Origin of the sequence: Enterobacter sp. SLBN-59, assembly GCF_024807915.1 — a bacterium.
Lineage (GTDB): Bacteria > Pseudomonadota > Gammaproteobacteria > Enterobacterales > Enterobacteriaceae > Enterobacter > Enterobacter asburiae_B.
Genome location: NZ_JANUFI010000001.1, coordinates 239,271 through 264,960, shown reverse-complemented (window position 1 = coordinate 264,960; position 25,690 = coordinate 239,271). Strand labels below are relative to the sequence as shown.

Below are 25,690 nucleotides of genomic sequence, written 5' to 3'. Positions count from 1 at the left end.
CCGGGGATATCCGCAGGTTCAAAAGTATTTCCGCAAATACTCCGTCAGACACAGTATCGCCATCGCCTGCCCGTACGGCATCGACGTCAGCGGGATCTGGCGATAAAACTCAAGATCGCTGCCCATGCCCGTGCCGAACGACGTTTGCAACAGCTCGCCTTCCGGCGAAATATTTTTGACGATACCGCGAATCGCTTTTCCTGCCACTCCGGCATACTCCGCGCCAACGTAGCGCTTGCGCACGGCTTTCAGAATGCCGTAGGCAAACCCTGCCGTCGCGGACGCCTCAAGATAAGAATGTGGATCGTCGAGCAGCGTATGCCATAGCCCGCTGTCGTCCTGATATTTCGCCAGCGCGGCAATCTGCGCATTCAATACCTGCACCAGGTAGCGGCGCACGGCGCTGTTTTCCGGCAGATCCACAAGCTCAAGGAAGTCCGGGATCGCGATGGTGAGCCAGCTGTTGCCGCGCGCCCAGCGGGCACGGGCAAAGTTATGGTTGCCGTCGTAGCTCCAGCCGTGGAACCACAGCCCGGTCTCCCGGTCCATCAGGTTCTGCACGTGCAGCAGGAACTGATACACCGCCTCTTCAACGTATTCCGGTTTGTTGAGCAGCTTGCCGATTTTCGCCAGCGGCAGCACCGTCATCATCAGCGTGTCATCCCACATCTGTTGATGGTTTTCTTCCGCCAGGGTGATGTGCTGCATCCCGCCGTGTTGCGTGCGCGGCATCTCGGCCATCGCCCATTCCGCCCAGCTTTCCAGCCACGGCCGCCAGGCCTGATTTTTGGTCTCTTCGTAGCGATAAGCCAGCGTCAGGAACGGCGACATGGTATTCACGTTTTTGGTGGTCGCGCCTTCCGCAAAGCGGTCAGCAAACCAGCTGTCGATGATGTCTCGCATACCTTCGTCGCCGGTCTGGCAGTAATATTGCCAGATACCGTACAGGCCAACGCCGTGCGTCCACTCCCATCCGGCCCAGCCTTTAGTGTCGATCACGCGCCCGTCGTCCAGCCGCAGCAAAAATTCACCCGTTTTGTCGTGGATATTGACCAGGCTATGCGTCACCTTTTGAATCAGCGATTTCAGTTCGTCCCGGGCGATAAAGCGCTCTGGCTGACGTAATAACGGGCTATGTTTGACAGGCCAAACTTTCATCATCTTAACCTCTGTTGTATGTCGAATTCAGTACCGCGCGATCCTTCAGCGAGGGTGCCGCTGGCTTATTGCGATTCAGATAACCGATGTTGTTATTGCCCCACAGTGACTCATAAGGCATACCGGCCAGCATCTCGACGGTGGCGCGGGCGTGTGGCGTCGCTGACTCAGGCATCGCATGACCACACTCACGCATTTTCGCGGTCTCCTCGCGCAGCGTGCTGTGGGTCTGCAAATTGAGCCTGAAGCGCAGGGAAACGAGGAAGCCGCAGAACAGCACCAGGATCGTGCCCACGCTCAGGATCGTCAAAATGGTGTGGCTCACTTCCGCAGGCTGCACTTTCTGGCCGCTGACAAAGCCGGACATCTGCATCACGATGCCCACCAGCATCACCGCACCGGCCTGTGACGCCTTACGGGTCAGGGTCATGATGCCCGCGAAGATCCCTTCGCGGCGCTGGCCGGTGATCGCTTCATCCACGTCAGCAATGTAGGTATAGGTGTTCCACGGCACGTAGTTGATACCGCCGCGACCGAGACCGGCAATCGCTGAGATCAGCAACAGCAGAGCGTAGACGTCGCTCAGGCCCGCGTAATAGAGCATGGCGTAAGAGAGAGACGCCAGACCAAACAGCACCACGACCATGCGGTAGGACGGTGCAGGCCCGAAACGGATGCACAGCGGGATCATGGCGATAACCGCAAAGAACTGGAAAATAGCCATCGTGCCCAGCAGATTGGACGCCATTGACGCTTCCTGCATCAGCACGAACACCACGTAGTAGGTGAATACCGCATTAAACACGTCCTGCGCGATATAGCCGCCAAGGTACATGCCCAGATGCTGACGGAAAATCTTGATGCGCAGCGTGGAGCTTAACTCAACGATCAGGCGGTTGAGGCTCTGCCCCAGCGTCAGCTTCTTCTTCTCTTCTTCAGCACGCAGCGCCGCTTCTGACCACTCTTCGCGCGGGCGTTCCCAGGTAAAGAACCAGACGAAGGTTAGCATCAGGGCGCAGAGCAAGGAGAAGACCAGGCTTGCGTAGAAGAAGGAGATGGCGTTTTCTTTCCCGAAGTGGGTTAACAGGATCCCCGGCAGGAAGGAGGCCAGAATGGCGGACATCTGCGCCATTGAGATACGCGCCCCGGAGAACTTGGTTTTCTGTTTAAAGTCATCGGTCATTTCCGGTACCAGCGTTTCGTACGGCACCAGAATCATGGTGTAGACAATATCAAACACCAGATAGGTCAGCAGGTAGTACCAGAAGCTCATGTCCCCAACCCACATCAGCGAGTAGCTGAACACGCACGGAATCCCCAGCAGGATAAAAAACTTACGACGGCCGAAGCGCTTACCGAGCCAGGTTGTCCCAAAGTTATCGGTTAAAAAGCCCATTAACGGGCTAACGACGGCATCCAGCACCCTTGCAGCGGCAAAGATAAACGTTGCTTCGATCGGTGAGAGCCCGCAGAAGGTGGTATAAAAATATAAAAGCCAGGCCGCCGTCAGGGCGGTGGTACCCGCCCCGAGGAAATCGCCTGACCCGTAAGCGAGATAATTTGCGAGCCCAATTTTACGTGTTCTCATTGCCGTCACCCCTAATCAGTTTTGGGAGACTCCCTGCAAGCAAGCGTCTTCCGGGAGCTTTTAGACGGCTACAGTAAATGCATCGACCGGTTGATACCTTTCTGTTTCTGCCATCACTAAGAGGGTCAATGGCAATAATGCAAAGAGTACCGTCACGCGCGTCACTGATTTATAAAACAGCGTTTCTATTTGATCAAAAGGTGAGGTCAGTTTTGAGAGCCAGCCATCAAAATTGCTGATGGCTGGTGAAAAGGCAGGGTGTTAGCGGTAGTTCACGATGACAGAATTACTCTGTACTTTCAGCGCCGGGATTAAACGTCCCCCGCCCGGCACTTCCCAGATGAAACGCAAAGGTTCAATGGCCGGTACGCCGTTGAACGCCTGTGTCGTGCCATTTTCGCCATCGATTTCCGTGCAGCGCGTCTGAGAACAGAGGCGCACCCGCAGCCCTGCGGGCGTTGGGCCAATCAGCCGGTAATTCCAGACCACAAGGCCCATCTGACCGGAAACGCCTTCAGAAGGCGACAGCGGGTTAGATGACATAGCAACGCCCCGGTTGCTGAGGGTCACTCCCATGCTGCTTGCCTGCCAGGTGCCTTCCCCGGCAGCGTGCGCCGCCAGCGGGAAGAACAAAATCCAGAGCCATTTACGCATTATTTTCCTCCGATCGTCGCGGTCATGCGGATGTGACGGTTATCCGACAGCTCCATATTCGACAGCACGACCAGCTGGTTCAGGCTACGACGCAGGAAGCGCGACAGCAGCGGACGCAGCGCATGGTTCACCAGCAGCACCGGCGGCGCGCCCAGCATCTCCTGGCGCGCCAGCGCCTCCTGCGTTTGCGCCAGCAGACGGTCCGCCAGGCCCGGCTCCAGGCCGCCCCCGCCCTGCAGGGCCTGCAGCAGCAGGCGTTCAAGCGGCGTATCGAGGCCAATGACCTGCACTTCTCCGGTTCCCGGGAACCACTGCTGGGTGATCGCACGACCCAGCGCCACGCGTACCACCGCCGTCAGCTCGTGCGGATCGCTTTGTATCGGCGCATGCTCGGCAAGGGTTTCGAGAATGGTGCGCATATCGCGGATCGGCACTTTCTCTTCGAGCAGGTTTTGCAGCACCTTGTGCAGCGTGGTTAAAGTCACCACGCCCGGGACCAGATCTTCCGTCAGCTTCGGCATCTCCTGCGTGACGCGGTCAAGCAGCTGCTGCGCTTCCTGACGGCCAAACAGCTCTGCCGAGAATTGCCCGATCAGGTGATTAAGATGGGTCGCCACCACGGTACTGGCTTCAACAACCGTATAGCCCTGGATTTGCGCCTGCTCTTTCAGGGCACTTTCAATCCAGATAGCGGCCAAGCCAAAGGCCGGATCGATGGTTTGCTCGCCCGGCAGCGTGCCTGCGGCGGTGCCCGGGTTAATCGCCAGCCAGCGGCCCGGATAGGCATCACCGCTGCCAATTTCGACCCCTTTCATGAGAATGCGGTAGCGCGCGGGCGGCAGGTCCATATTGTCGCGGATGTGTACAACCGGCGGCAGGAAGCCCATATCCTGGGCGAATTTTTTACGGATACTGCGGATACGGCCAAGCAGCTCGCCATCCTGCTGGAAATCGACCATCGGAATCAGGCGATAGCCCACTTCCATTCCCAGGGAATCTTCCAGCTGAACGTCGTTCCAGGTCGCTTCGACGGCCTGGGTATTTTCCGGCATTTTTACCTGAACAGGTTCCGCTGCCGGTTTGATTTCACGGCCACGCATCCACCAGGCAAGCCCCAGCAGACCCGCCGTAAACAGCAGGAATACCAGGTTTGGCATCCCCGGCACCAGGCCGAGCAAACCCAGAACGGCAGCGGCCAGCAGCATAACGCGCGGGTTGCTGAAGAGCTGGCCCACCATCTGCTCGCCAACGTCCTGATCGGTACTCACGCGGGTCACAATCACACCCGCCGCAGTAGAGATAACCAGCGCCGGGATCTGCGCAACCAGACCGTCACCAATGGTCAGCAGCGTATAACTTTCCGCCGCGTGGCCCATGTCCATCCCGTGCTGCAATACCCCGACCAGCAGGCCGCCGACCACGTTAATCACCATGATCAGAATGCCTGCGATGGCGTCACCGCGCACAAACTTACTCGCACCGTCCATGGAGCCGTAGAAGTCCGCCTCCTGCGTCACTTCCGAACGGCGTTTTTTGGCTTCATCTTCGGCAATAAGGCCGGCGTTCAGGTCGGCGTCGATCGCCATCTGTTTGCCCGGCATCCCGTCCAGCACAAAACGCGCGCCCACTTCCGCGATACGCCCTGCACCTTTGGTGATAACCATAAAGTTGATGATAACGAGGATAACGAACACCACGATACCGATAGCGAAATTGCCGCCTACCAGGAAGTGGCCGAACGCCTCCACCACTTTACCTGCCGCTGCCGCACCGGTATGACCTTCCATCAGGATGATACGCGTGGACGCCACGTTCAGCGCCAGTCGGAGCAAGGTGGTAAACAGCAGAATGGTCGGGAACGCGGCGAACTCCAGGGTACGCTGGGTGAACATCGCCACCAGCAGCACCATAATGGACAGCGCAATGTTGAAAGTGAAAAGCAGATCGAGGATGAACGCCGGGAGCGGCAGTACCATCATCGACAGAATTAGCAGGATCAGAATCGGCCCGGCAAGGATTTGCCATTGGGTCGATTTCAGGTTGCCGGGCAGGCGCAACATTGCCACCAGATTAGCCATCAGTGTCCTTCTCGTTCATAAAATCCAGCGCGGCAGGCACCGGAAGGTTTTCAGGTTTCACAGGCCGTTGACCGCCAGCCAGACGCCAGCGCTTCAACTGCCACACCCAGGCCAGCACTTCCGCCACGGCGGCGTAGAGTTGTCCCGGGATCTGTTGTCCGATATCCGCATGGCGGTACAGGGCACGCGCCAGCGGAGGGGCTTCCAGGATCGGTACGCGGTTTTCCGTGCCAATTTCCCGGATACGCAGTGCGATCAGCCCCGCCCCTTTCGCAACGACTTTCGGCGCGCTCATTTTGTTTTCGTCATAGCGCAGCGCAACGGAATAGTGTGTCGGGTTGGTGACGATGACGTCGGCCTTCGGCACATCGTCCATCATCCGGCGACGGGCGGCGGCACGCTGCATCTGGCGGATGCGCCCTTTCACGTGCGGGTCACCTTCCATCTGCTTATATTCGTCACGGATATCCTGACGCGACATGCGCAGCTTTTTAAAATGGGTATAAAGCTGGAAGATCACGTCAAAACCCACCATCGGGATAATGCTGAGCACCACCAGCAGCGCGCAAAGCCCAACCAGATTCAGCGCGTTGCTCATCGCGGTGAGCGGCGATTCGCTGATAAGACGCATCATTTCCGGCCAGTGGTACCAGAGGTAAAAGCCTGCGGAACTGCCCATCAGCACCGATTTGAGAACGGCTTTGAGCAGCTCAGCCCCGGTCTGCGCAGAGAACATTTTCGCGATACCCGGCAGCGGGTTCAGTTTGGAAAATTTCGGTTGCAGCGATTTGGCACTAAAAACCAGGCCGCCGAGCATCACCGGAGAGACCAGCGCGACCAGCACGACCCCGGTTATCAGGGGCAGCAGCGCGACCATGGCCCCTTTAATAAGCTGAATAATCTGGCTGAGGATCAGATTCGGATCGTTGACCATGCTGTGGTCAAAACGTAAGCCGGTGGACAACATTCCCGCCAGCTTGCGGGCGAGCGACTCCCCGCCCCACCAGATAATGCACACCCCTACGATAAGGATCAGCAGGGAGGTCAATTCTCGGGATCGGGGGATCTGCCCTTCCTCACGCGCTTTTTCTAGTCGGTGGGGTGTGGGGGCTTCCGTTTTGTCGTCGTTCTCTTCTGCCACAGTGCATGCTCAGCCCATTACGTCACGGGTATCATGCCAGCACCGCCTTTCATCAATGGGCTGAAAAACCCCTATAACCGGGTCTTTTTATCCTGTTTAAGCCCCCACTCTGCAATTCGGGCTAGGGAAAAAAGGGTAAGGAATGTTCGAACGAACATTCTCCAGCTTTTGTGATGTGTTTCATATTACAAAATGAATTAAGCGCAGTTTTAAAGAAAATTCACTCTAAAACATCCCGAAAAAAAATTAACATAACCGTCGATTTTAACTACCTGGTATTGCAGGAATGATATAACTATGTAAATTCAATAATTCACAGCAATCGAAACCATATAAATCATTCCCCCACATAATCCAAAAATGGATAAATCTATATAACATTAATCCTGAGACTACCTTACCAGCAGAAAATTAAATGTTATAATTTCATACGACATAATTTACTTTTCACCAGAAAGCAAAATGTATGCCAGATATTTCTTTTTACTTAAAGGGACATTTAATATGGATTTCAAAAAGAATATTATTGCGGGCTTAGCCCTTGCAACACTGTCGATGAATGGTTTCGCCGCAGAAATGAATGCTGGCACAATTCATTTCACGGGTGAAATTATCGAATCAAGCTGCACCATTCAGGGTGACGACGGCACGGACAGTACTATACCACTGGGTACCTATCCTACATCATTGTTTAATACCGTTGGGAAGGAGACCGCACTTACGGAGTTCTCCATTACGCTGGCGAACTGCCCGTTAACAAGCGCTGGGCTTCCGGCTGTTCAGCTGACCTTTAACGGCCCAACGACCCTGACCAAGACCAAAACGCTGCTGGACGTCAGTAAAATTACCACCACGGGCGAAACCGCGGCCACCGGTATCGGCATTGCCGTCAGCCCGGCGGGTAAAGATGATAAGCTCATCACGATGGATGGCGCTGAAGGGCAAATCTATATCGAACTGGCGACAAAATCCGAAGATACGATTAAAGCTGATTTTAATGCCCGCTATAAATCATTTGCAGATGCGGTTACCGCCGGTCCGGCAGATGCTGATATGACGGTAAATATTCTTTACCGTTAACAAACGCATTACTGATATTCATAATATATATATTTAGGCGTCATGACATTTAAGGAGTCATGATCTGATAATAGTCCGGACTCGGACTATTATCATTTCCCTTCAACCTCCTTTATTAAAGGTTTCACCATGCGCATTTTACTCCGGGTCTTATTATGCATTCCTGTTATTGCGAGCACCTTTTGTCACGCAGCAGGTATTCAGATCGGTCGCACACGCATAATCTACGATGCCGCGAAAAAGGAAGTTGCCCTGCCCTTACAAAATAATGATAAAGAGCTTCCATGGTTAATACAGTCATGGACGGATACAGGTGATGGTAAAACGCACGGACCGTTTATCGTGACACCGCCTCTCTTTCGGCTCGATCCGCAAAAAGAGCAAAGCCTGCGTATTACCTGGAACGGGACAACCTTAGCAGGCGATAAAGAGTCTCTGTTCTATATGAACGTACGAACCGTTCCTGCCACGGCTACGGATGAGGGAGACAAAAACGTCCTGCGGTTAATCTATAAAACGCGTCTGAAACTGTTCTGGCGCCCTGTCGGACTGAGCGGTACGCCCTCTGAATCCTGCAAAAACCTGCGCTTCGCGCGTCATGGTCAACAGCTCACTGTCATCAACGAGGGGGCGTTCTACAGCGTCTTTGATTCACTTGCGCTGGGAGTGCACAAAGTGGAGAAAGCCGACATGGTTGCCCCTAAATTCCACGCTGACATTCCTCTCCCTGACAATGCTCAGGGGACGAGCGTCACCTGGCGCTGCATAACCGATTATGGCAATGCTTCCGAAAAATACACCGCCACCCTGGCGCAGGAATAAAAGACCGCGATGATGACAGGACGTAATGATATGTCATACGAGCGGCTCTTTAGACCGAATCCGCTTCTTCGCTGCCTTGGCGGTGTCTTGCTCATCGCGAGCTTCTCGACGCTGGCCCGTGAGTATCGTTTCTCTCCCTCATCGCTTGAAGGAGACATGCTGGCCCAGCAGGATATCGACCTTTCACTCTTTTCAAAGTCGAATGCTCAGCTACCCGGCACCTATTCTTCACGAGTGCAGGTGAACGAACACCGCCTGAGCACCACCAGTATCGCTTACGTCAGCTCGCCGGAAGGGTCACTGATACCGCAGCTCACACCGGATATGCTGCGGGCATGGGGGGTTGCTATCGACCAGTATCCCGCCTTGCTTGCGTTACCCGCCAATAAGGCTTTGCCTAAAGATATCAGCAACTATATCCCCCAGGCCTCCGCGCGGCTTGATTTTTCAAACATGACATTAGCGTTGAGTATTCCTCAGGCCGCGTTAAGAAGTACCGGTCGCGATTACATCGATCCTTCGCGCTGGGACGACGGTGTTCCCGTGTTGTTCAGTGACTACGCTTTCTCAGGATCAAAAAATAAGGAGAGCGGCGACAACAGCGCCACCAGTCAGTATCTGAATTTGCGCACCGGCGCCAACATGGGTGGCTGGCGAGTGCGCAACTATTCAACGTGGAGCAATTCAGAGAATGAAAACCTGTGGGAAAACATCAATACCTTCCTCCAGCATGACGTTGACGCCCTCAAGGCACAGTTCACGGCCGGAGAAAGCAACACGCGGGGCGAGGTATTTGATAGCTTACAGTACCGGGGCGTTAACCTTGCGTCGGATGAAGAGATGCTTCCCTACAGCCAACGCGGCTATGCCCCTGTCATACGCGGCATCGCCAGTTCAAATGCGGAAGTCTCGGTGCGCCAGAATGGCTACCTCATCTATCAGCAAAATGTCGCGCCGGGCGCGTTCGAAATCGACGATCTCTACTCCACGACCAACAGCGGCGATCTGGACGTTACGGTGAAAGAGGCTGACGGCACCGAGCATCACTTTACGCAGCCCTACTCCAGTATCGCGGTTATGCTGCGGCCAGGGCGAATGAAGTACGAAATGACAGCAGGCCGTTATCGTGCTGAAAGCGGGAGCGACCAAAAGGAACCCGATTTTTTCCAGGGAAGCATGATTTACGGTTTAAATAACCTTCTCACCTGGTTTGGAGGGCTGACGCTCTCGAAAGACTATAACGCAGCCAATACCGGTGCCGGTCTGGCGCTCGGGCCGCTGGGCTCGCTGTCCGCTGACGTAACCATCGCCGACACCCGGCTTGACGATAACAGCCAGCATACCGGCCAGTCATGGCGTTTGCTTTATACCGGTAAGCTGGATTCGACCGATACTAACTTCAGCCTCGGCAGCTACCGATACTCCAGCCGCGGATATTACAGCTTTGCCGACGCCAACCAGAAGCGTGACGGCAACGAAGACGATCTGCTGTTTCGTTACAATAAACGCAACCGCATTCAGGCCAGCGTTAGCCAAACCGTTGCTGGGGTGAGTCTGTATCTTAACGGTTATCAGCAGGATTACTGGGGCACCTCTAAAAAAGAGCGCAGCCTGTCTCTGGGATTCAATACCGTTGTTGCCGGCACGAGCTATCACATTGCCTATACGTACAGCAAAACCAACGGCGACGAGTCTGACAGGATGGTCTCTTTGGGATTTAGCATTCCTCTCGCCAGATGGCTGCCACGCGCCTGGAGTAGCTACAACATCAGCAACACTAAAAATGGCTATACGCGGCAAAACGTGGGCCTCAACGGCACGCTTCTGGAGGATGAGCGTCTGAGCTACTCGTTGCAGCAGAGCCACTCCAACCACGACGGGGAAGATATCAGCAGCGTCTATGGCAGCTACCGCTCGCAATACGCCAATCTGAGCGCCGGATATTACGCTTCCACCGATCACTCTCAGCAGCTTAACTACGGCATTAGCGGCGGTATTGTTGCCCATCCTCAGGGCATCACGCTGGCTCAACCTTTAGGAAGCCAGTTTGCTATCGTCAACGCCAACGATGCTTCCGGCGTCCGTTTCCTGAACCAGCGGGGTATTCAGACCGACTGGCAGGGTAATGCGGTCATTCCATCACTCACTCCGTACCAGGAGAACAATATTCGTATTGATACCTCGAGCCTGCCGGAAAATGTGGACAGCAGCGATACCGCCATCACCGTCATTCCTTCGCGCAACGCGGCGGTGCTGGCCAGATTTGATGCCCACACAGGCTACCGGATGCTGATCACCCTGAAGCGTCCAAACGGTCTCCCCGTTCCGTTCGGCGCCATCGCGACCAGTAGCGACCCGGTGATGAGCGGCATTGTCGATGAAACCAGCACCGTCTATCTGTCAGGCATTGGAGAGACCGCGCAGCTCACCGTGAAGTGGGGCAACGGCACGGGCCAACAGTGCCGCGCCAGCATTACGCAACAGTCAGCCAACCAAACCGAAAGCCCTAACGGTATTCGCTCGGTTAGCGAGCTTTGTCAGCAGGAATAAGCACATGACAACTATATTCAAGAAACGGGCCGTCTGGGCTTCATTGGCCACGGCACTGAGCCTGACCGCAACCAGCCCGAGCATGGCCGCGACTTTACTTCATGACTGCTTCGGTGCGCCGCAAGCCTACACCACGACGTTCGATCATGAGTTTTCATCCAGCGAAAATATCGCCAATCATGACTATGATGTGCCAAATCATCTGGTCGGCAATGGCCCGGTGATAGTGGCCAACTGCAGCTGTCCCGGGAATATATTTTCTTCGAGCATGGTTTATGAAAAAACCTTCGCCGGAAGCCCGTTGAAACCGGGAACAAGCGGATACGGCTATTTGACAGAAAAGATCGATGCCGATATCACCGCCTATGCGGATGCAATCAACTCTCCGGACGGCACTTCTTTGACCCCGATAGCTGTCAATGAATACCCGACGTCCAGAGCTAATATGCGTAACACTAGCGAGAATGCACTCGCCAAAACGGAGGGAGATGCCAACGTTTGCAGTAGTGGCACCCAGCCGAGCAACGCCGCTACAGTAAAGCGTAATTTCCGCTGGAACGTCGTGGCGATCCTTCTTCACATTAAAAAACCCATCCTGGGTCAAGAGGTGATCCCTTCGACGATCGTCGCGCAAAACTATGCCTGTCTTTATTTCGGCTCGGGGGGAAGCTGCGATCCCGGGCAGGCAGATCAGGTCTCTGATATCTGGTTTAGCGGCACGCTTTCTGCGCCGCTAAGCTGCGTTATCAACGAAGGCAGCACCATTGAGGTTGAGTTCGGCAGCATCGTCAGCAAGCAATTCGTCATCAAGGGGCAACCGCCAAAACGTTATGCCATCAAAAACGTCGATATTGCCTACCACTGTGATGATAACGCAGTGGGAAACACGGACCGGATAAAGCTCACGCTGACCGCAGATCAGGGGGTCGCGGACAGCAGTACGCCGTACATTGCAAAACTTCTGGACAGAGACGATCTCGGGGTGCGTGTATATGATGAACACAGTCAGAACGTCGCGCTGGACGGGACCTATGAGTTTCCGGTGACGATGGACGCGCAGGGAAACGGTGTGGTCAAAATTCAGGCTGTACCGGTCAGCACGACCAATGCCTCTCCGGCCCCGGGCCGCTTTGAAGGTAACGTGACGGTGAAGATGGATCTTCGCTAACCGAACTACCCTCAGGTTGACGCCGCAGCCTGAGGGTAATCAGAACAATCAGAAGCCGAGGCTATCGAGCAGATCGTCTACCTGATCCTGGCTTGCCACAACGCCCGCCTTGCTGGCGTCGAGCTGTGGACCATTGAGCAGGCTTTCGTTCTCACGTTTTGGACGGGCTGCAGGTTCAGGGATGTTCTCCAGCAGAACCATCAGCAGCTGACGCTCAATCTCCTGAATAACATCCATCATGCGCTTGATCACCTGACCGGTCAGGTCCTGGAAATCCTGCGCCATCATGATGTCCAGCAGCTGAGCGTTGGTGAAGCTGGTGTGCCCCGGCACATCACCCAGGTACTGACGGGTATCCGTCACCAGCTCACGGGCATCCGCCAGCTCGATAGGGTTCTCAAACCACTCGTCCCAGCGTTTGCTCAGCGCTTTCGCCCCCTTTTCCATCGCATCCTGGTGCGGCTGTGACGCTTCAACGCTGTTCAGCGCACGTTCCGCGGCCTGAGCGGTCATCTGCACAACATAGTCCAGACGATCGCGGGCATCAGGAATGGCTTCCGCCGCTTCGGCAATCGCCTGATCCAGACCCAGCTCACGCAGGCTGTCACGCAGCATGCGCGTCAGGCTGCCGATGCGGACGATAATATCGCTCGGCGAGTGTTCTTCAACGGGTTTCATAGCAGGTTGCAACATTTCCATCACCTCACATGCCGAGTTTCTCGAAGATCTTACCGAGCTTCTCTTCCAGGGTTGCCGCGGTGAATGGCTTCACCACATAGCCGCTTGCGCCCGCCTGTGCAGCGGCAATGATGTTCTCTTTTTTCGCTTCTGCAGTAACCATCAGAACCGGCATAGACGCCATTCCGGCATCGGCACGAATGGTTTTCAGCAGTTCCAGACCGTCCATGTTTGGCATGTTCCAGTCGGAGATAACAAAACCAAACCCGCCAGCCTGCAGTTTGTTCAGCGCATCAACGCCGTCTTCTGCTTCTTCAACGTTGTTGAAGCCCAGCTCTTTCAGCAGGTTGCGCACGATGCGACGCATGGTGGAAAAGTCATCCACAACCAAAAACTTAAGCTCTTTATCCGCCATAAAATAATACTCCTGAGTCAAATACGTATTGCCTGTCCGGCACTGATTTTCGCCAGCATCTGCTGGCTTACCTGGCTAAGATCGACCACTTCGCTCACGCCACCCATATTGATGGCCTCGCGCGGCATGCCGAACACCACACAACTTGCTTCATTCTGCGCAATCGTCCAGGCGCCAGCCTGGTGCATTGCAAGCATTCCGGCGGCACCATCGTTGCCCATCCCCGTCAGGATCACCCCAACGGCGTTGCGCCCCGCATGTTTCGCCACCGAATGAAACAGCACATCCACCGACGGACGGTGCCGGTTGACCGGCGGTCCGTCATGAATTTTGATTTGATAGTTAGCGCCGCTGCGCGACAGCTCCATATGCTTGTCGCCCGGGGCGATATAGGCATGTCCCGGGAGCACGCGCTCGCCGTCTTCCGCCTCCTTCACGCTGATCTGGCACAGCTTGTTCAGGCGTTCGGCGAACGAACGGGTAAAGCCTGGCGGCATATGCTGAGTGATCAGAATACCCGGACTTGAAAGCGGCAATGGCTGGAGTACATGACGAATTGCCTCTGTTCCTCCGGTTGACGCCCCAATAACCAGCAGTTTTTCCGAGCTGAGTAAGGGACCGGCCTTCAGGGTCGCAGGCGCGGCCAATGGCGTATGGGCAGCAAGCTTCGCCCGCGACGCGGTGCGGATCTTCTCCGCAATCATTTCGCTGTAGGCCAGCATCCCTTCGCGAATGCCGAGCTGCGGTTTGGTGACAAAATCCACCGCCCCCAGCTCCAGCGCGCGCAGGGTGATTTCCGATCCTTTTCCGGTCAGGGAAGAGACCATCACCACCGGCATGGGCCGAAGGCGCATTAATTTTTCGAGGAAATCTATGCCATCCATGCGCGGCATCTCGACATCCAGCGTTAGCACGTCGGGGTTATATTTTTTAATTAAATCCCGCGCTACCAGAGGATCGGGCGCAGTCGCCACCATCTCCATGTCGCTGTGGCTATTGATAATTTCAGTCATGATCTGACGCATCAGCGCTGAATCATCGACAGACAACACCCTGATTTTACTCATGCTTTTTCCTTACTCAGCGCATATACCGTTTGCCCACGCAGGCTAAACTCACGCGCGAGGTTGCTGAAGTTTTCCGAGTGCCCGGCAAACAGTAAACCGTCAGGCTTGAGCAACGGAACAAACCGACGCAAAATGTCCTGTTGCGTCGTTTTATCAAAATAGATCATGACGTTACGGCAAAAAATGGCATCGAACGGCCCCGGCACGTTGTACTGCTTATCCAGCAGGTTAACGGGCGCGAATTCGACGCAGTTCGCCAGCTCCTGGCGTACGCGCACCAGGCCTTCATGCGGGCCCGTGCCGCGCATGAAATAACGCTGCAGCTGCTGCGGCGACAGCGTTTTCAGTTCATCCTGGCGATACACGCCGTTACGCGCCTTCTCCAGCACCTCGGTATCGATATCGCTGGCGTAGACTTTCCAGCGTCCGGGCGTCATGCCCAGGGTGTCAGCAAGGGTGATCGCCAGCGAGTACGGCTCTTCACCCGTCGAGGCGGCCGCGCTCCATACGCGATACTCCCCGGTGCGACGGCGGGCGTGCTCGGCCAGGACCGGGAAGTGGTGAGCTTCACGGAAAAACGCCGTCAGGTTGGTGGTTAACGAGTTAATAAAAGCCTGCCACTCTGCGCTGTTCTGGTTCGCCTCGAGCATGCTCAGATAGCGGCCAAAATCATCCAGCCCCAGCGTACGCAAGCGCCGCACCAGACGGTTGTAGACCATGTCCCGCTTATGATCCGCAAGCACGATCCCCGCACGCTGGTAGATTAACTGACATATCCGACGAAAATGCGCGTCGGACAGCGCGAGGCGCTGTGTCATCTGCAACAATAATGACGTTTGCCCAGGGGGCATTGGTGATGTCATAGCGCCTTCTTAATTACATTCAGGATACAACTGGCACGGCCTGCGACCGCCCGACTTCTGTTACTGCTTCAACGTGCTCTTTCACATTAAATACCGCGACCAGTCCGGTCAGACGATCCGCCTGGCTGGCCAGCTGATCGGTTGCCGCTGCCGCTTCCTCAACTAACGAGGCGTTCTGTTGCGTCACCTGATCCATCTGGCTGACGGCCTGGGCAACCTGCTCAATCCCGCGGCGCTGTTCATCCGACGCAGAGGCAATCTCGCCCATGATGTCGTTCACCCGCGTCACGGAGGTGACGATCTCGTGCATGGTTTTCGCCGCCGTATCCACCAGCGTTGAGCCCTGCTGAACGCGCGAAACCGACTCTTCGATCAGGACCTTAATTTCTTTCGCCGCGTTGGCGCTGCGGCTCGCCAGGTTACGTACTTCCCCCGCCACCACCGCAAACCCGCGCCCTTGCTCACCGGCGCGCGCCGCTTCCACGGCGGCATTCAGCGCCAGAATGTTGGTCTGGAAGGCGATACCGTCAATCACGCTGATGATGTCACCAATTTTCTGCGAGCTGGTGGCAATCTCCTGCATGGTGCTGGCGACATGGGACGCCTGGTCGCCGCCTTTCTTCGCCGTCATCGCCGCCTGTTTTGACAGGTCAGACGCCTGACGCGCGTTATCGGCGTTCTGGCTTACCGTCGCGGTTAACTGCTCCATGCTGGCCGCCGTCTGCGCCAGCGAGGCCGCCTGCTGCTCGGTGCGGGACGAGAGATCGTTGTTGCCCGCCGCAATCTCAGAGATCCCGGTGTGCATGGCATAACTGCCCTGCCGCACGTCGCTCACCGTTTCCCGCAGCGATCCCTGCATCGCCTTCAGGCTGGCAAAGATCGCCGAAATTTCGTTCTTGCCGAACACCGCCACCGGACGCGCCAGGTCCCCTTTCGCAATGCTGTCGAAGTGGCTGCTGATAATCGCCAGCGGCTGCACGATCATTCTGCGCGACCAGAGCAGCGCCCCGCCGGTCAGCAGCCCTGCCAGGATCACCACCACGGCAAAGATGACGCCCGACATGTGATAGCTTTGACGACTCTGGTCACCGGCACGCTGAACAGACTGGTTAATATCCTGCTGCCACGCGTTAAAGCTGCCGTCAAACGCCGCCTGAGACGCCTGAACCGGTGCAGTCATAAAGTCCGAAAGCTGGTTGTTCTCAAGCCACGTCGCCTGGTGGTCCAGATCGCTGTACCACTGCTCAAAGTTCGTCTTCATGGCGGCCTTCAGCGCTTTCTCTTTCTCACTGTCGGCGGCCTGCGCCGTAAAGGCTTTAAACTGTGCGTCAGCCTGCTTCAGACTGTCGCGCGCGGTCGCCATCAGCGCTTTAATGTCATCCGGCGGATAACTCAGCGCGGTTAAGGTTCCCGCCTTGTTCAGCGCAGTGCTTGCCTGCAACAGCACGGCACGCGTTTGTGCCAGTGCGGAGCGCTGCTGATTACTAGCCTCAACTTCCTGCAAATTCTGATAGCCATCGCGAAACGCCCAAAAAGACAACCCGTTACTGCCAACCTGCAACACACCGCAAAGGATCAGAATCAAAAACAGTGTGGTCGAGATACGAATACGATTTAACATCCACGCTCCCATCAAGCGGCAAGCAGCCGCGGTTTAATTGTCAGTCAAAATGTTTCCCAGTTTTCATCTTGTCCGGTCGTCGCGGTGCGCGTACGGTTTACAGCCGATTCAGCGGCTGGCACGCGATACGTCGCCTGCGGGGTGACCGTGTTTCCAGCGAGTGAAGCGAGACGAAACGCCGAGACGGCCATCTTCAGACGGCTCGCCTGGTCTTCCAGAGCAGCGGCTGCCGCAGCGGACTCCTGCACCAGCGCGGCGTTTTGCTGTGTCACGCGATCCATTTCCGATACCGCCAGAGCAACCTGGTCGATACCACGACTCTGCTCATCGGACGCAGAGGCGATTTCACCCATGATGTCCGTCACGCGGGTGACGGCATTCACGATGTCATTCATGGTCTCCCCGGCGCTTTCCACCAGCACGGAGCCGGTATCCACGCGGGAGACGGAATCTTCAATCAGGGACTTGATCTCTTTGGCCGCGTTGGCGCTGCGGCTGGCCAGGTTGCGTACTTCCCCGGCCACCACGGCAAACCCGCGCCCCTGTTCACCCGCGCGCGCCGCTTCCACGGCGGCGTTCAGCGCCAGAATGTTGGTCTGGAAGGCAATGCCGTCGATAACGCTGATGATGTCGGCGATTTTCTTCGAGCTGTCGGCGATTTCGTGCATGGTTTTCACCACGCCATCCACCACGCGGCCGCCGCGCTGTGCCGTCTCGGAGGCGCTTTCCGCCAGCTGAGACGCCTGGCGGGCGTTATCGGCGTTCTGCTTCACGGTCGCGGTGAGCTGCTCCATGCTGGCGGCCGTCTCTTCCAGGGCGGACGCCTGCTGCTCGGTACGAGAAGAGAGGTCGTTATTCCCCATCGCAATTTCGCTGGTGCCGGTGTAGATAGCCTCCGACCCGTTACGTACGTTGGCAACGGTTTCGATTAACGAACGCTGCATATGGTCAACGCTGTTTGCCAGCTCGGTGATCTCATTGCGCCCGGAAACGGTCAGCGTTTTGGTCAGGTCACCGCCGGCAATTTCACGAATGTGGGCAATGACGCGGCCGAGAGGGTTCAGCAGGATATGGCGAATGCCGTACCAGACCGCGACCAGCACAATGACCAGCGCCAGCGCCATCACGGCCATCTGCCATTTTGCAAAGCGGTAGTCATTCTGGCTTGCCGTAAAGGCCGAGTGATAGAGATCGCCACTGACCTTCGCGTATTCCCCCAGCGCCGCGCCGAGTGCGTTTTGCATCCCCTGCGTTGGCTGCGCGAAATAGGCGTCCATATTGCCGCTCTCCAGGAACTGAATCAGCTCTGTCAGGCCGGTATGGTAGGCATTGTATTTTTCATCGATATTCTGGCTCACCTGCTCCATAGCAGGCTGCGGGGCGATCTTTTTGAAGGCGTCGTAATGTTTCGCGGCGTCAGCGAGGGTGGCACGGGCATTTTTCAACAGATCGGTTTTCGCGCTGCTCTGCTGATTGTTGGGGTCCATCATCATGCGCGCGGACGAGCGGCTCAGGTTGATGCGCGTTTGCAGCATCAGATCCCACGTCGACGTGAGTTCACTCTGCTGCAGGCGGAGATCGTTCGAGGCCGCGAAGCTGTCCTGGTTCTGTTTTAATGACGAGAAAAAAAGCCCGCCGGAGATGAGCTGAAGAAGTGCGAAAATGACCAGCACCATCATGAGCATTGTGACAACGCGGATACGGTTCAACATACAACACCTTCTCATAGATTTATTAACGGTGTTATCGGCACAGCCCACAGGAACTTTACATTTGCGAAAGGGAAAAGCGCGGGGTTAAAACGCCACGTCGACAATCAGCGTGTCGGTGTAGGTTCCGGCGGGCGGCGTGGCCTGATTGGTCAGGACTTTCGCGGTGTAGTTGTAGGTGCGCAGTAAACCGTCGGTACTGACCTGGGACGATACCGCGCTGGACCAGCGCTCGCTGCCGCTGCCGCCCCAGCGGTTACCGGTGGCTTCCTTATAGATGTCGTAGCTCATGGCGTTGCTGCCGCTCACCATCCGCCGCACGTTGTTCAGCGCGTTGGCACCGTTATTAATGCCGATGGTATACGAACTTCCTTTGGTACAGGTGACGGCAATCGCCTGCGAGACGGTGGGGAAACTTTGCACCAGCGGCGCGCTGTTGAAGTTCACATCTGGCGTGGTCATGGCGCTGCAGTCGTTGGTAACGGTCATATCCAGCAGGATGGTGGTTGTCGCGGTTCCCGTCTGATTGATTGTGCAAATGCCAAGCGCGCCCACGGAGCAGACGCTGTAGTTAATGCTGAAGGTTAACTGCACCTGATATGGCCCGGCAGTGACGTTTTGCCCGGCGACGGTGCGGAAATAGAGCGGAATGTTGTACTGCTTTGACCCCAGCAACCCCAGCAGGGTACTCCCGCTCCAGGTATACGATTTACTTATCTGTACCTCGCTGCTGCTCGCGCATCCCGATAATCCGCACAGCCGGGTGGGGATCACGTCGGTGATGGCCGCATTATCCGTGCGTTTCATCGTGGCCCGGCTGCTGCCCGAGACAGATGCCGCGGTGTAGGTCAGCGTTACCGAGTCGCTGGTCAGCAGATTCAGCACGGCATCGCAGGCCACCACCAGCGTGCCGGTGGTTTGAACTTCTCCGGTTCCGCTAAGCGCGAACGAGGTGACGCTGCCAAACGACGCATTAACCGTACTGACGGTACACGCCGCCCAGCCGCCGCCGGAGAACAGCAGCAGGATGAATAGCAGCAGGCGCGTCATGGCTCCTCCCGGCAAACCAGCGGCCCGTAGGTTTTCAGCTTGTGCTCCGGATTGGCCCCCACGGTCAGGGTAGTCTTACAGCGCCTCCCGTCAGGTGCGATCACCTCCAGCGGGTTCACATCGCTGAGATTTTCCAGCCAGGCGATGCCGTCATACCCCACCACCGCATTGCTGCGCGAGGCGCGTCGAACCTGGCTTCCCACCGGCAACGCCTTCCCGCGCGCGTCATGCAGAATAACGCTTGCCACCCTCTCCTGCTCCATCGGGAAATCGACCAGATAGCCGCTGTGGCGCCGAATCGCGATCCGCCGCTCGGTCTCTTTCAGACGGGTATCCGCCGGGAGATTCAAAGTATCAATCCGGTAGCTTGCCGGGTAATACGCCGACACCCCGCTGACCAGCAGGTAGCCGTTGTTATTGGTTTTACCGACGGGCTGGTTCTCATAGCTGACGGGCACGTCCGGGTGGCCGTCGGTACTGATGACCACAAACGCATCGTTGATCTTATTCGCCGCGAACAGCTCGCCGTCCATCAGCACAACGGCGCCCATCGCCTCGCCCCACCAGGTCATGGTATCCCTTTCGCCATAGCCGCCGCCCTGCAGCTCGATGTTGTTATTGCGCCAGCCCAGCGTACCCTGTTGATAATCACTGGATCTTGACTGGTTGGCCCAGGCCATGTTCCAGCTGAACCCACCGTCAGAAGGCATGGAGTGGTTGTAGTTAATGCGCTGGGTACTGCCTGCATCCGGGGTGTTTTCAACGGTGACGGCAACGCTGTCGCGCGCCCCCAGCGGCACCTGCAGCGACAGCGCGACCGTCCAGTCTCCCCGCTGCCGATCCCGGCTGCCGGCCAGGTAAATACTGCTCGCTCCCCACAGGTTTCGGCTCCAGGAGAGATTGAGCAGCTCGGTTTTTTGGCTGTCAAAACTCTCCACGCCGATCCAGGCCGCACCGATGTTGCCGTACCGTCCCAGATTGAAGGTCAGCGAATACTGGTCCGTATTACGGCTAAAGCTGGCGATGGGCTTATCGTTTTCGTCATACACCGTCGGCTGATCGTAAAGGGCCAGATTGCCAAAGCCGCGGTCGCGACGCGTGTGCTGGGTGGCGACGCTAAACTCGCTGGTACTGTACTGATAACCCCAGTTGATTTGCCCGCCCGCATCACCGCGCATGCGGCTTTGCGAGTAAGAGGTATTCACCACGCCGAACTGGCCGAGTTTTATCACCGTCCCCGCGCCGCCCAGCGCCAGCTCCTGCGCCCCTTCCGCGTGGCCCTCGAGGGTTAGCCAGTCCGTCATCCCGTAGCGATACGAGCCGCTGCCGGCTGCCGGACCGTAGTCAAAATTCTTGATACCGTAATTACGCCGCAGGCTGCCGAGCGTCACGGCGCCGTCGCTCAGCCCTTGTTTGAGCAGGTCGCTGGTGACGTAAAACGGTAGCGTGGTGCTTACCTGGCGCCCCAGCGCATCCGTCGTGACCAGCACCGCATCCCCGGCGCCGTTGATATAGGGCAGATTAGTCAGGGTGAAGGGGCCCGGCTGAAGCTGGGTTGAGCCGGAGCGATAGCCGTTGATAAAAAGATCGACCGAAGTGGGTACCGCGGCTTCCCCCGCGAACTCGGGCAGCGGCCATGTCACCAGGTCAGGACGCAGGGAAAAATCCCGCCCGACGCTTATCCCCCCCATCCGCACGCTGGAGCTCCAGTTCAGGGCATCGCTGATCACGTCCCCGGCGCTCCAGCTCATCGCGTCATCTTCGTTGGTGAACAGCAGGGTCGTGTCATAGCGGACATACCCTTCCTGCTGGCCGTCGTTACCGGTGAAATTTTCCCGCGCGTAACCGGTCGAGGAAAACGAGCCGTTTTCGTTGAAGTAGCGGAACTCATGCCAGATCGACGCCTGACCGCCGATATGTTCCGTGTGGTTGGTGTAGAGATCGTAATTCAGCAGCGCCCCGCGCCCGTAGTGCGGTTTGGCCTGCGCCGCTTGCGCGCTGAAAGGCGTCACGCGGGCCGTCACCCAGTCGCGGGGAACGTTAAGCAGCAGGCGCTGCGCGGCGCTGTCGTACTCCACCCGAACCTGAGCAAGCGAGGAGAGATTTACCTCGCCGGTGGGAACGTGCGCCGGGGGCAGCCCCGCGCGCAGCAAATCGGCGCTGGAGATAAAGAAAGCGCCTTTACGCTGCGTCACGGGCACGACCAGGCCGGTATCGTAGTGATTGACCACGATGGCCAGCTGGAAAACCGCTTCATCATTTATCGCCTGTGCCTGGGGAGGCGGCGGTAAACTGTCGTCGCCGGGCCCGGCCAGAGTCGCTGAACTGACGCATAGCAGTATCATCATCGCCGGCTTCAGTTGACGGGCGTCGACTGCCATTGTTCGTCCCTGGCATTAATCTGCGCGCTCATCCGCTCTGGCTGACGAACGCCAGCGGGTATAGGCCAGCTGCGGGTGCTGCCCGGCAGGACGTAACCCAGCAATCCCTCCGCCACCGTGCGTTTCTGACCTCCCTGCTCCAGCGCCACCTGGCTCAGCCTGACGTGGACATCACCCCGATTTTTGACCTCCAGCGCAGGCTTTCCCTCCGCCTGCGTCACCCGCCAGCTCAGGTTTTGGGTCTCCGCCAGCGCGTGATGCGCGCCCTCTTTGATGGTCGGGATCCCCTGTCCATATACGAACAGAGGGATGGAGTAACGCATCTGCAATTTCAGGCCGATGGCGGGTTCAGCTTTGGCATCTGGCTGGGGAATTTCATCGACGATAATGCGATAGGCCTGTTCGACCCCTGCGGGAACTGAAGCCTGTTTGATAAGGCGAATAAGCTGCTTGTTGCCTGTGCCAATCGTGACGATGGGCGGGCTGGCGACCACGTCCTGCTGCGCGGTATAGCGCTCGTGTCCGTCCTCCTGCTTCCAGCGCACGATGCGGACCTGCATCGTCGTGGCGCTGTTTCCCTGGTTCTGGATCCACAGTTCCGTGGCGTTGGCGTCCGCAGCAAGCCAGGGATCGATGGGCCAGAGCAGGATGGTGGCCGCCGCCTGCGCCTGGCCGGTTGCCGCCATTCCCAACGCGCCCGCCAGACAAACCGGTCTGAAAAATGGCTTCATCAACACTCTCCCTTTATTACCATGACAAGGTCACGGTGAGCTGATCGGAATAGGTTCCCGCCGGGCTAAACCCGGTCAGTAGCGCCACGCCAAAAAGCGGCAGCGCGATGTTATTACTGTTGGTATAGGTCACCGCTATCGCCTGGTTGACGCCAATTTCGCTGTTTGCGGCCAGCGAGCTGCTGCTGTAGAGCCGGTATGGCACCATATCGACGCCGTTCGCGCGCTTCATGCGGCGAACGGATGAATAATTTTGACCGCCATTAATGCTCATGCTCAGCGCCACGCCTGGCGTACAGGCAATAGACAACGCCCCGTTTGGCACAAAGCGGGTGCTCACCGGCGCGCTCTCGACGCCGTTATGGCTGCCAAAATCCAGCGTACCGAGAAGCCCTCCGCTACCGGTGGCCACCGCGCATCCCGGGACAATCGTCGCGCTGACCTTAAACGACTGGGATGTCACCGCATCCGCCGTGGGCATCGTGAGCAATCCGACGATCAGCGCGAAAAAAGGCTGCACGCGTCCCTCTGCGCGTTTGCGCAGACCTGTGAGAGATGCCTTCATGGCGGTTCGGGACTAGTAGGTGACGCTGACGTTAATCGTGTCGGTGTAGGTTCCCGGAACGACCGTCACGCTGTTACCGCCGCCGGTAATCCGTCCGTAGAGGGTGTAACTGTCCACCCCTCCGGCCGTAGACGCGATCGGCAGCGCGGCGTTATTGGCAATCACGGTGTTAAACCCGCTGTCGCTGTACAGGCTGTAAGCCACGCCCTGTGCCGCGTTGGCCGTATTCACCAGATAGCGTTCAGGCGTGCCCGGCGAACCGACAACGGAGCCGGGCGCGGTGGAGTGGGTATTACCGGTGATCGCGACCGTATAGCTGGCGGTCGTACATTGAATGGTGAAGGTGTTTCCGCCGCTGGCGCCGCTCAGCTGCGTCGTAAGCGTGGAAAAGGTTGCCGGATGGGTACCGAAATCGAGCGTACCGAAGTTAATACCACTCTGCGCGGGCGAGCCGTTTATCAGACACCCGTTTGTCAGCGTCAGCGTTGCACCGATGGTGCCGCTGCTGGTGACGGCCAGCGCCTGATGGGCCGTTGTCGCAGCCAGTAAGGTGCCTGCGCAGATCAAAAGAAGTTTTCTTTTCATTTACCCCCCTCCAGAAGACGTCTCCGTTCCCTTGCCACATTTTATTTTTGTCGTTCAAGATGTTAGCCCCGCTTAACGTTCCTCTGAGGGGGTTATTGAGAATTTAGTTTACGGATATCGCTTCGACCACCCGACCCTTAACGCATAAGGCATATGTCTTATTGACTCAATTTTCTTATAAATAACAGAAAGTTAAATTAATTCAGGCAGCAATTTTATTCTATACGGGGAGAATATATCCATTAAAATGTGACTACGATCACAATATATCGTCGACGCATTAACAACAAAATTAATAAAAATTAAAAAGGAGTTGTATCCCCCAACACTTTGCGTCAATTTATGTGCCGAATAATTTCCCGCATCGTAATAAAAAATTTATATGTATCGACGCGGGCTACATCTGAAGCGCATAGAGGGTCTTTTTTCGTGGCAAGTGCAAACAAACTCACACTCTTCATCGTGATATTCATGCTGGCGGGTATTCTTTCAGGGGCAGCAATTCATGAGTACGCATCTGCGGATACCATCAAAGCCTGGTCGGATAATATTACCCTTCTGACCGATATTTTCCTCCGTCTGATCAAAATGGTCATTGCACCCTTGGTCTTCAGCACGCTCACCGTCGGCATTATGAAGCTGGGCGAAACCTCCACCATTGGCCGCGTTGGCGGCAAAGCGATGGTGTGGTTTATCAGCTCATCCGTGCTCTCTATTCTGGTTGGCCTGTTTATCGTCACGCTGGAGCATCCGGGAAGCGGTCTGAACCTGACGGTTCCGACAGAAGCGGTGGATACCGGCCTGGCCGTTGGCGGCATGACGCTGAAAGCGTTCCTGTCGCACACCATTCCAACCAGTATCGCGGGGGCGATGTCGAACAATGAGATCCTGCAGATTGTGGTGTTCTCAATGTTCTTCGGCATCGGCGGCGCGTCGCTGGGGCAGAAATTCAACGCGCCGCTGGTGGCCGCGCTGGATGTGGTTTCCCATATCATGCTGAAGGTAACGGGTTACGTGATGTACGTTGCTCCGCTGGCCATTTTCGCGGCGATTTCATCCGTCATTGCCACGCAGGGTCTCGGCATTCTGCTGAACTACGCCTCCTTTATTGGCGGCTACTATGTTGCCATTCTTCTTACCTGCATGGTGCTGCTGGCCGTGGGCTACATGGTGCTGAAAAAAGAGGTGTTTCGCTTGGTCAGCATGCTGAAAGATCCGGTCCTGGTGGCGTTTACCACCAGCAGCTCTGAAGCCGCCTACCCGAAAACGCTGGAACAGCTGGAGCGTTTTGGCTGCTCGCGCAACATCGCCTCTTTCGTTCTGCCGATTGGCTACTCCTTCAACCTGGTGGGTTCGATGGTGTACTGCTCTTTCGCCTCGATGTTTATCGCTCAGGCGTACAACATTCACCTGAGCTTCTCTGAAGTGACGGTGCTGATGCTGACCCTGATGCTGGCGTCGAAAGGGATTGCCGGCGTACCGCGTTCTTCACTGGTGGTGCTGGCAGCAACCATTCCGAGCTTTAATATTCCGGTGGCGGGTATTCTGCTGCTGATGGGGATCGACCACTTCCTGGACATGGGCCGTTCCGCAATTAACGTGCTGGGGAATGGTATTGCGACCGCGATGCTGTCGCAGAATGAAGGCGCGCGGGAAGCGGAAGCTGAAGCTGAGCTGGTAAAGCAGGAAGCGTAAGGTGAAAAAAAGGGTGAGGCCTGATGCCCTCACCCCTGCCCTCTCCCACAGGGAGAGGAAGCAAACACAAAAAACGGCAACCTGGGTTGCC

The 25,690-nt window shown here is 56.6% G+C and carries 21 protein-coding genes; 5 read left to right on the top strand and 16 right to left on the bottom strand.

Annotation, left to right across the window (positions count from 1 at the left end):
• Window positions 1-18: 18 nt before the first annotated feature.
• The 5 genes from M2422_RS01235 to flhB form a co-directional block, all read right to left on the bottom strand.
• Complete coding sequence (locus M2422_RS01235; RefSeq protein ID WP_064672952.1) at window positions 19-1,158, bottom strand: glycoside hydrolase family 105 protein; 1,140 nt, start codon at window positions 1,156-1,158, stop codon at window positions 19-21.
• A gap of 4 nt (window positions 1,159-1,162) precedes the next feature.
• Window positions 1,163-2,746, bottom strand: coding sequence for an MFS transporter (locus tag M2422_RS01230; protein ID WP_064672727.1), 1,584 nt, complete (start codon window positions 2,744-2,746; stop codon window positions 1,163-1,165).
• Window positions 2,747-3,007: 261 nt separating this feature from the next.
• Complete coding sequence (locus M2422_RS01225) at window positions 3,008-3,400, bottom strand: flagellar protein FlhE (RefSeq protein WP_033145861.1); 393 nt, start codon at window positions 3,398-3,400, stop codon at window positions 3,008-3,010.
• Entirely contained in the window at window positions 3,400-5,478 is a 2,079-nt protein-coding gene (flhA, locus tag M2422_RS01220; protein WP_033145862.1) for a flagellar biosynthesis protein FlhA, read from the bottom strand. Before flhA ends, M2422_RS01225 begins: the two co-directional genes overlap by 1 nt.
• Complete coding sequence (flhB, locus tag M2422_RS01215; protein ID WP_033145863.1) at window positions 5,471-6,619, bottom strand: flagellar biosynthesis protein FlhB; 1,149 nt, start codon at window positions 6,617-6,619, stop codon at window positions 5,471-5,473. The genes flhA and flhB overlap by 8 nt, the downstream gene beginning before the upstream one ends.
• Window positions 6,620-7,081: 462 nt before the next feature.
• Between flhB and M2422_RS01210 the strand changes: the two genes are divergently transcribed.
• From M2422_RS01210 to M2422_RS01195, 4 genes are all read left to right on the top strand, one after another.
• A complete protein-coding gene (locus M2422_RS01210; protein WP_310590834.1) occupies window positions 7,082-7,699 on the top strand; it encodes a fimbrial protein in 618 nt (205 codons plus the stop codon).
• Window positions 7,700-7,828: 129 nt separating this feature from the next.
• Window positions 7,829-8,521, top strand: coding sequence for a molecular chaperone (locus M2422_RS01205; protein WP_064672728.1), 693 nt, complete (start codon window positions 7,829-7,831; stop codon window positions 8,519-8,521).
• A 9-nt stretch (window positions 8,522-8,530) separates the two neighbouring features.
• Complete coding sequence (locus M2422_RS01200) at window positions 8,531-11,071, top strand: fimbria/pilus outer membrane usher protein (RefSeq protein WP_064672729.1); 2,541 nt, start codon at window positions 8,531-8,533, stop codon at window positions 11,069-11,071.
• A gap of 4 nt (window positions 11,072-11,075) precedes the next feature.
• Window positions 11,076-12,239: a fimbrial protein gene (locus M2422_RS01195; protein ID WP_033145867.1), complete on the top strand. Its 1,164-nt coding sequence runs from the start codon at window positions 11,076-11,078 to the stop codon at window positions 12,237-12,239.
• Window positions 12,240-12,287: 48 nt separating this feature from the next.
• On the opposite strand, the gene cheZ is transcribed toward M2422_RS01195, so the two are convergent.
• The 11 genes from cheZ to M2422_RS01140 all read right to left on the bottom strand — a co-directional run bounded on the left by cheZ (window position 12,288) and on the right by M2422_RS01140 (window position 23,904).
• Window positions 12,288-12,932 (bottom strand): protein phosphatase CheZ, encoded by a 645-nt coding sequence (gene cheZ / locus M2422_RS01190; protein WP_023312251.1) that lies wholly within the window; start codon window positions 12,930-12,932, stop codon window positions 12,288-12,290.
• Between the two features lie 10 nt (window positions 12,933-12,942).
• Complete coding sequence (gene cheY / locus M2422_RS01185) at window positions 12,943-13,332, bottom strand: chemotaxis response regulator CheY (protein WP_008500431.1); 390 nt, start codon at window positions 13,330-13,332, stop codon at window positions 12,943-12,945.
• Between the two features lie 17 nt (window positions 13,333-13,349).
• The gene (locus tag M2422_RS01180) at window positions 13,350-14,399 is read right to left on the bottom strand and encodes a chemotaxis response regulator protein-glutamate methylesterase (protein ID WP_029741783.1); all 1,050 of its coding nucleotides are present in this window, start codon (window positions 14,397-14,399) and stop codon (window positions 13,350-13,352) included.
• Entirely contained in the window at window positions 14,396-15,262 is an 867-nt protein-coding gene (gene cheR / locus M2422_RS01175; protein WP_023312253.1) for a protein-glutamate O-methyltransferase CheR, read from the bottom strand. Before cheR ends, M2422_RS01180 begins: the two co-directional genes overlap by 4 nt.
• 19 nt (window positions 15,263-15,281) lie before the next feature.
• The gene (gene tap / locus M2422_RS01170) at window positions 15,282-16,883 is read right to left on the bottom strand and encodes a methyl-accepting chemotaxis protein IV (RefSeq protein ID WP_033145869.1); all 1,602 of its coding nucleotides are present in this window, start codon (window positions 16,881-16,883) and stop codon (window positions 15,282-15,284) included.
• Between the two features lie 44 nt (window positions 16,884-16,927).
• Window positions 16,928-18,595, bottom strand: coding sequence for a methyl-accepting chemotaxis protein II (gene tar, locus M2422_RS01165; RefSeq protein ID WP_064672730.1), 1,668 nt, complete (start codon window positions 18,593-18,595; stop codon window positions 16,928-16,930).
• An 84-nt stretch (window positions 18,596-18,679) separates the two neighbouring features.
• Window positions 18,680-19,642, bottom strand: a complete 963-nt coding sequence (locus M2422_RS01160) for a spore coat U domain-containing protein (protein WP_033145871.1) — start codon at window positions 19,640-19,642, stop codon at window positions 18,680-18,682.
• Entirely contained in the window at window positions 19,639-22,023 is a 2,385-nt protein-coding gene (locus tag M2422_RS01155) for a fimbria/pilus outer membrane usher protein (RefSeq protein ID WP_064672731.1), read from the bottom strand. The genes M2422_RS01160 and M2422_RS01155 overlap by 4 nt, the downstream gene beginning before the upstream one ends.
• Complete coding sequence (locus M2422_RS01150) at window positions 21,999-22,754, bottom strand: molecular chaperone (RefSeq protein ID WP_064672732.1); 756 nt, start codon at window positions 22,752-22,754, stop codon at window positions 21,999-22,001. Before M2422_RS01150 ends, M2422_RS01155 begins: the two co-directional genes overlap by 25 nt.
• 16 nt (window positions 22,755-22,770) lie before the next feature.
• A complete protein-coding gene (locus tag M2422_RS01145) occupies window positions 22,771-23,319 on the bottom strand; it encodes a spore coat U domain-containing protein (protein WP_064672733.1) in 549 nt (182 codons plus the stop codon).
• A gap of 12 nt (window positions 23,320-23,331) precedes the next feature.
• Complete coding sequence (locus M2422_RS01140; protein ID WP_023312260.1) at window positions 23,332-23,904, bottom strand: spore coat protein U domain-containing protein; 573 nt, start codon at window positions 23,902-23,904, stop codon at window positions 23,332-23,334.
• 429 nt (window positions 23,905-24,333) lie between these two features.
• Here M2422_RS01140 and M2422_RS01135 point away from each other — a divergent pair, with 429 nt between their 5' ends.
• Entirely contained in the window at window positions 24,334-25,599 is a 1,266-nt protein-coding gene (locus M2422_RS01135) for a dicarboxylate/amino acid:cation symporter (RefSeq protein ID WP_064672734.1), read from the top strand.
• The last annotated feature ends 91 nt before the right edge of the window (window positions 25,600-25,690 follow it).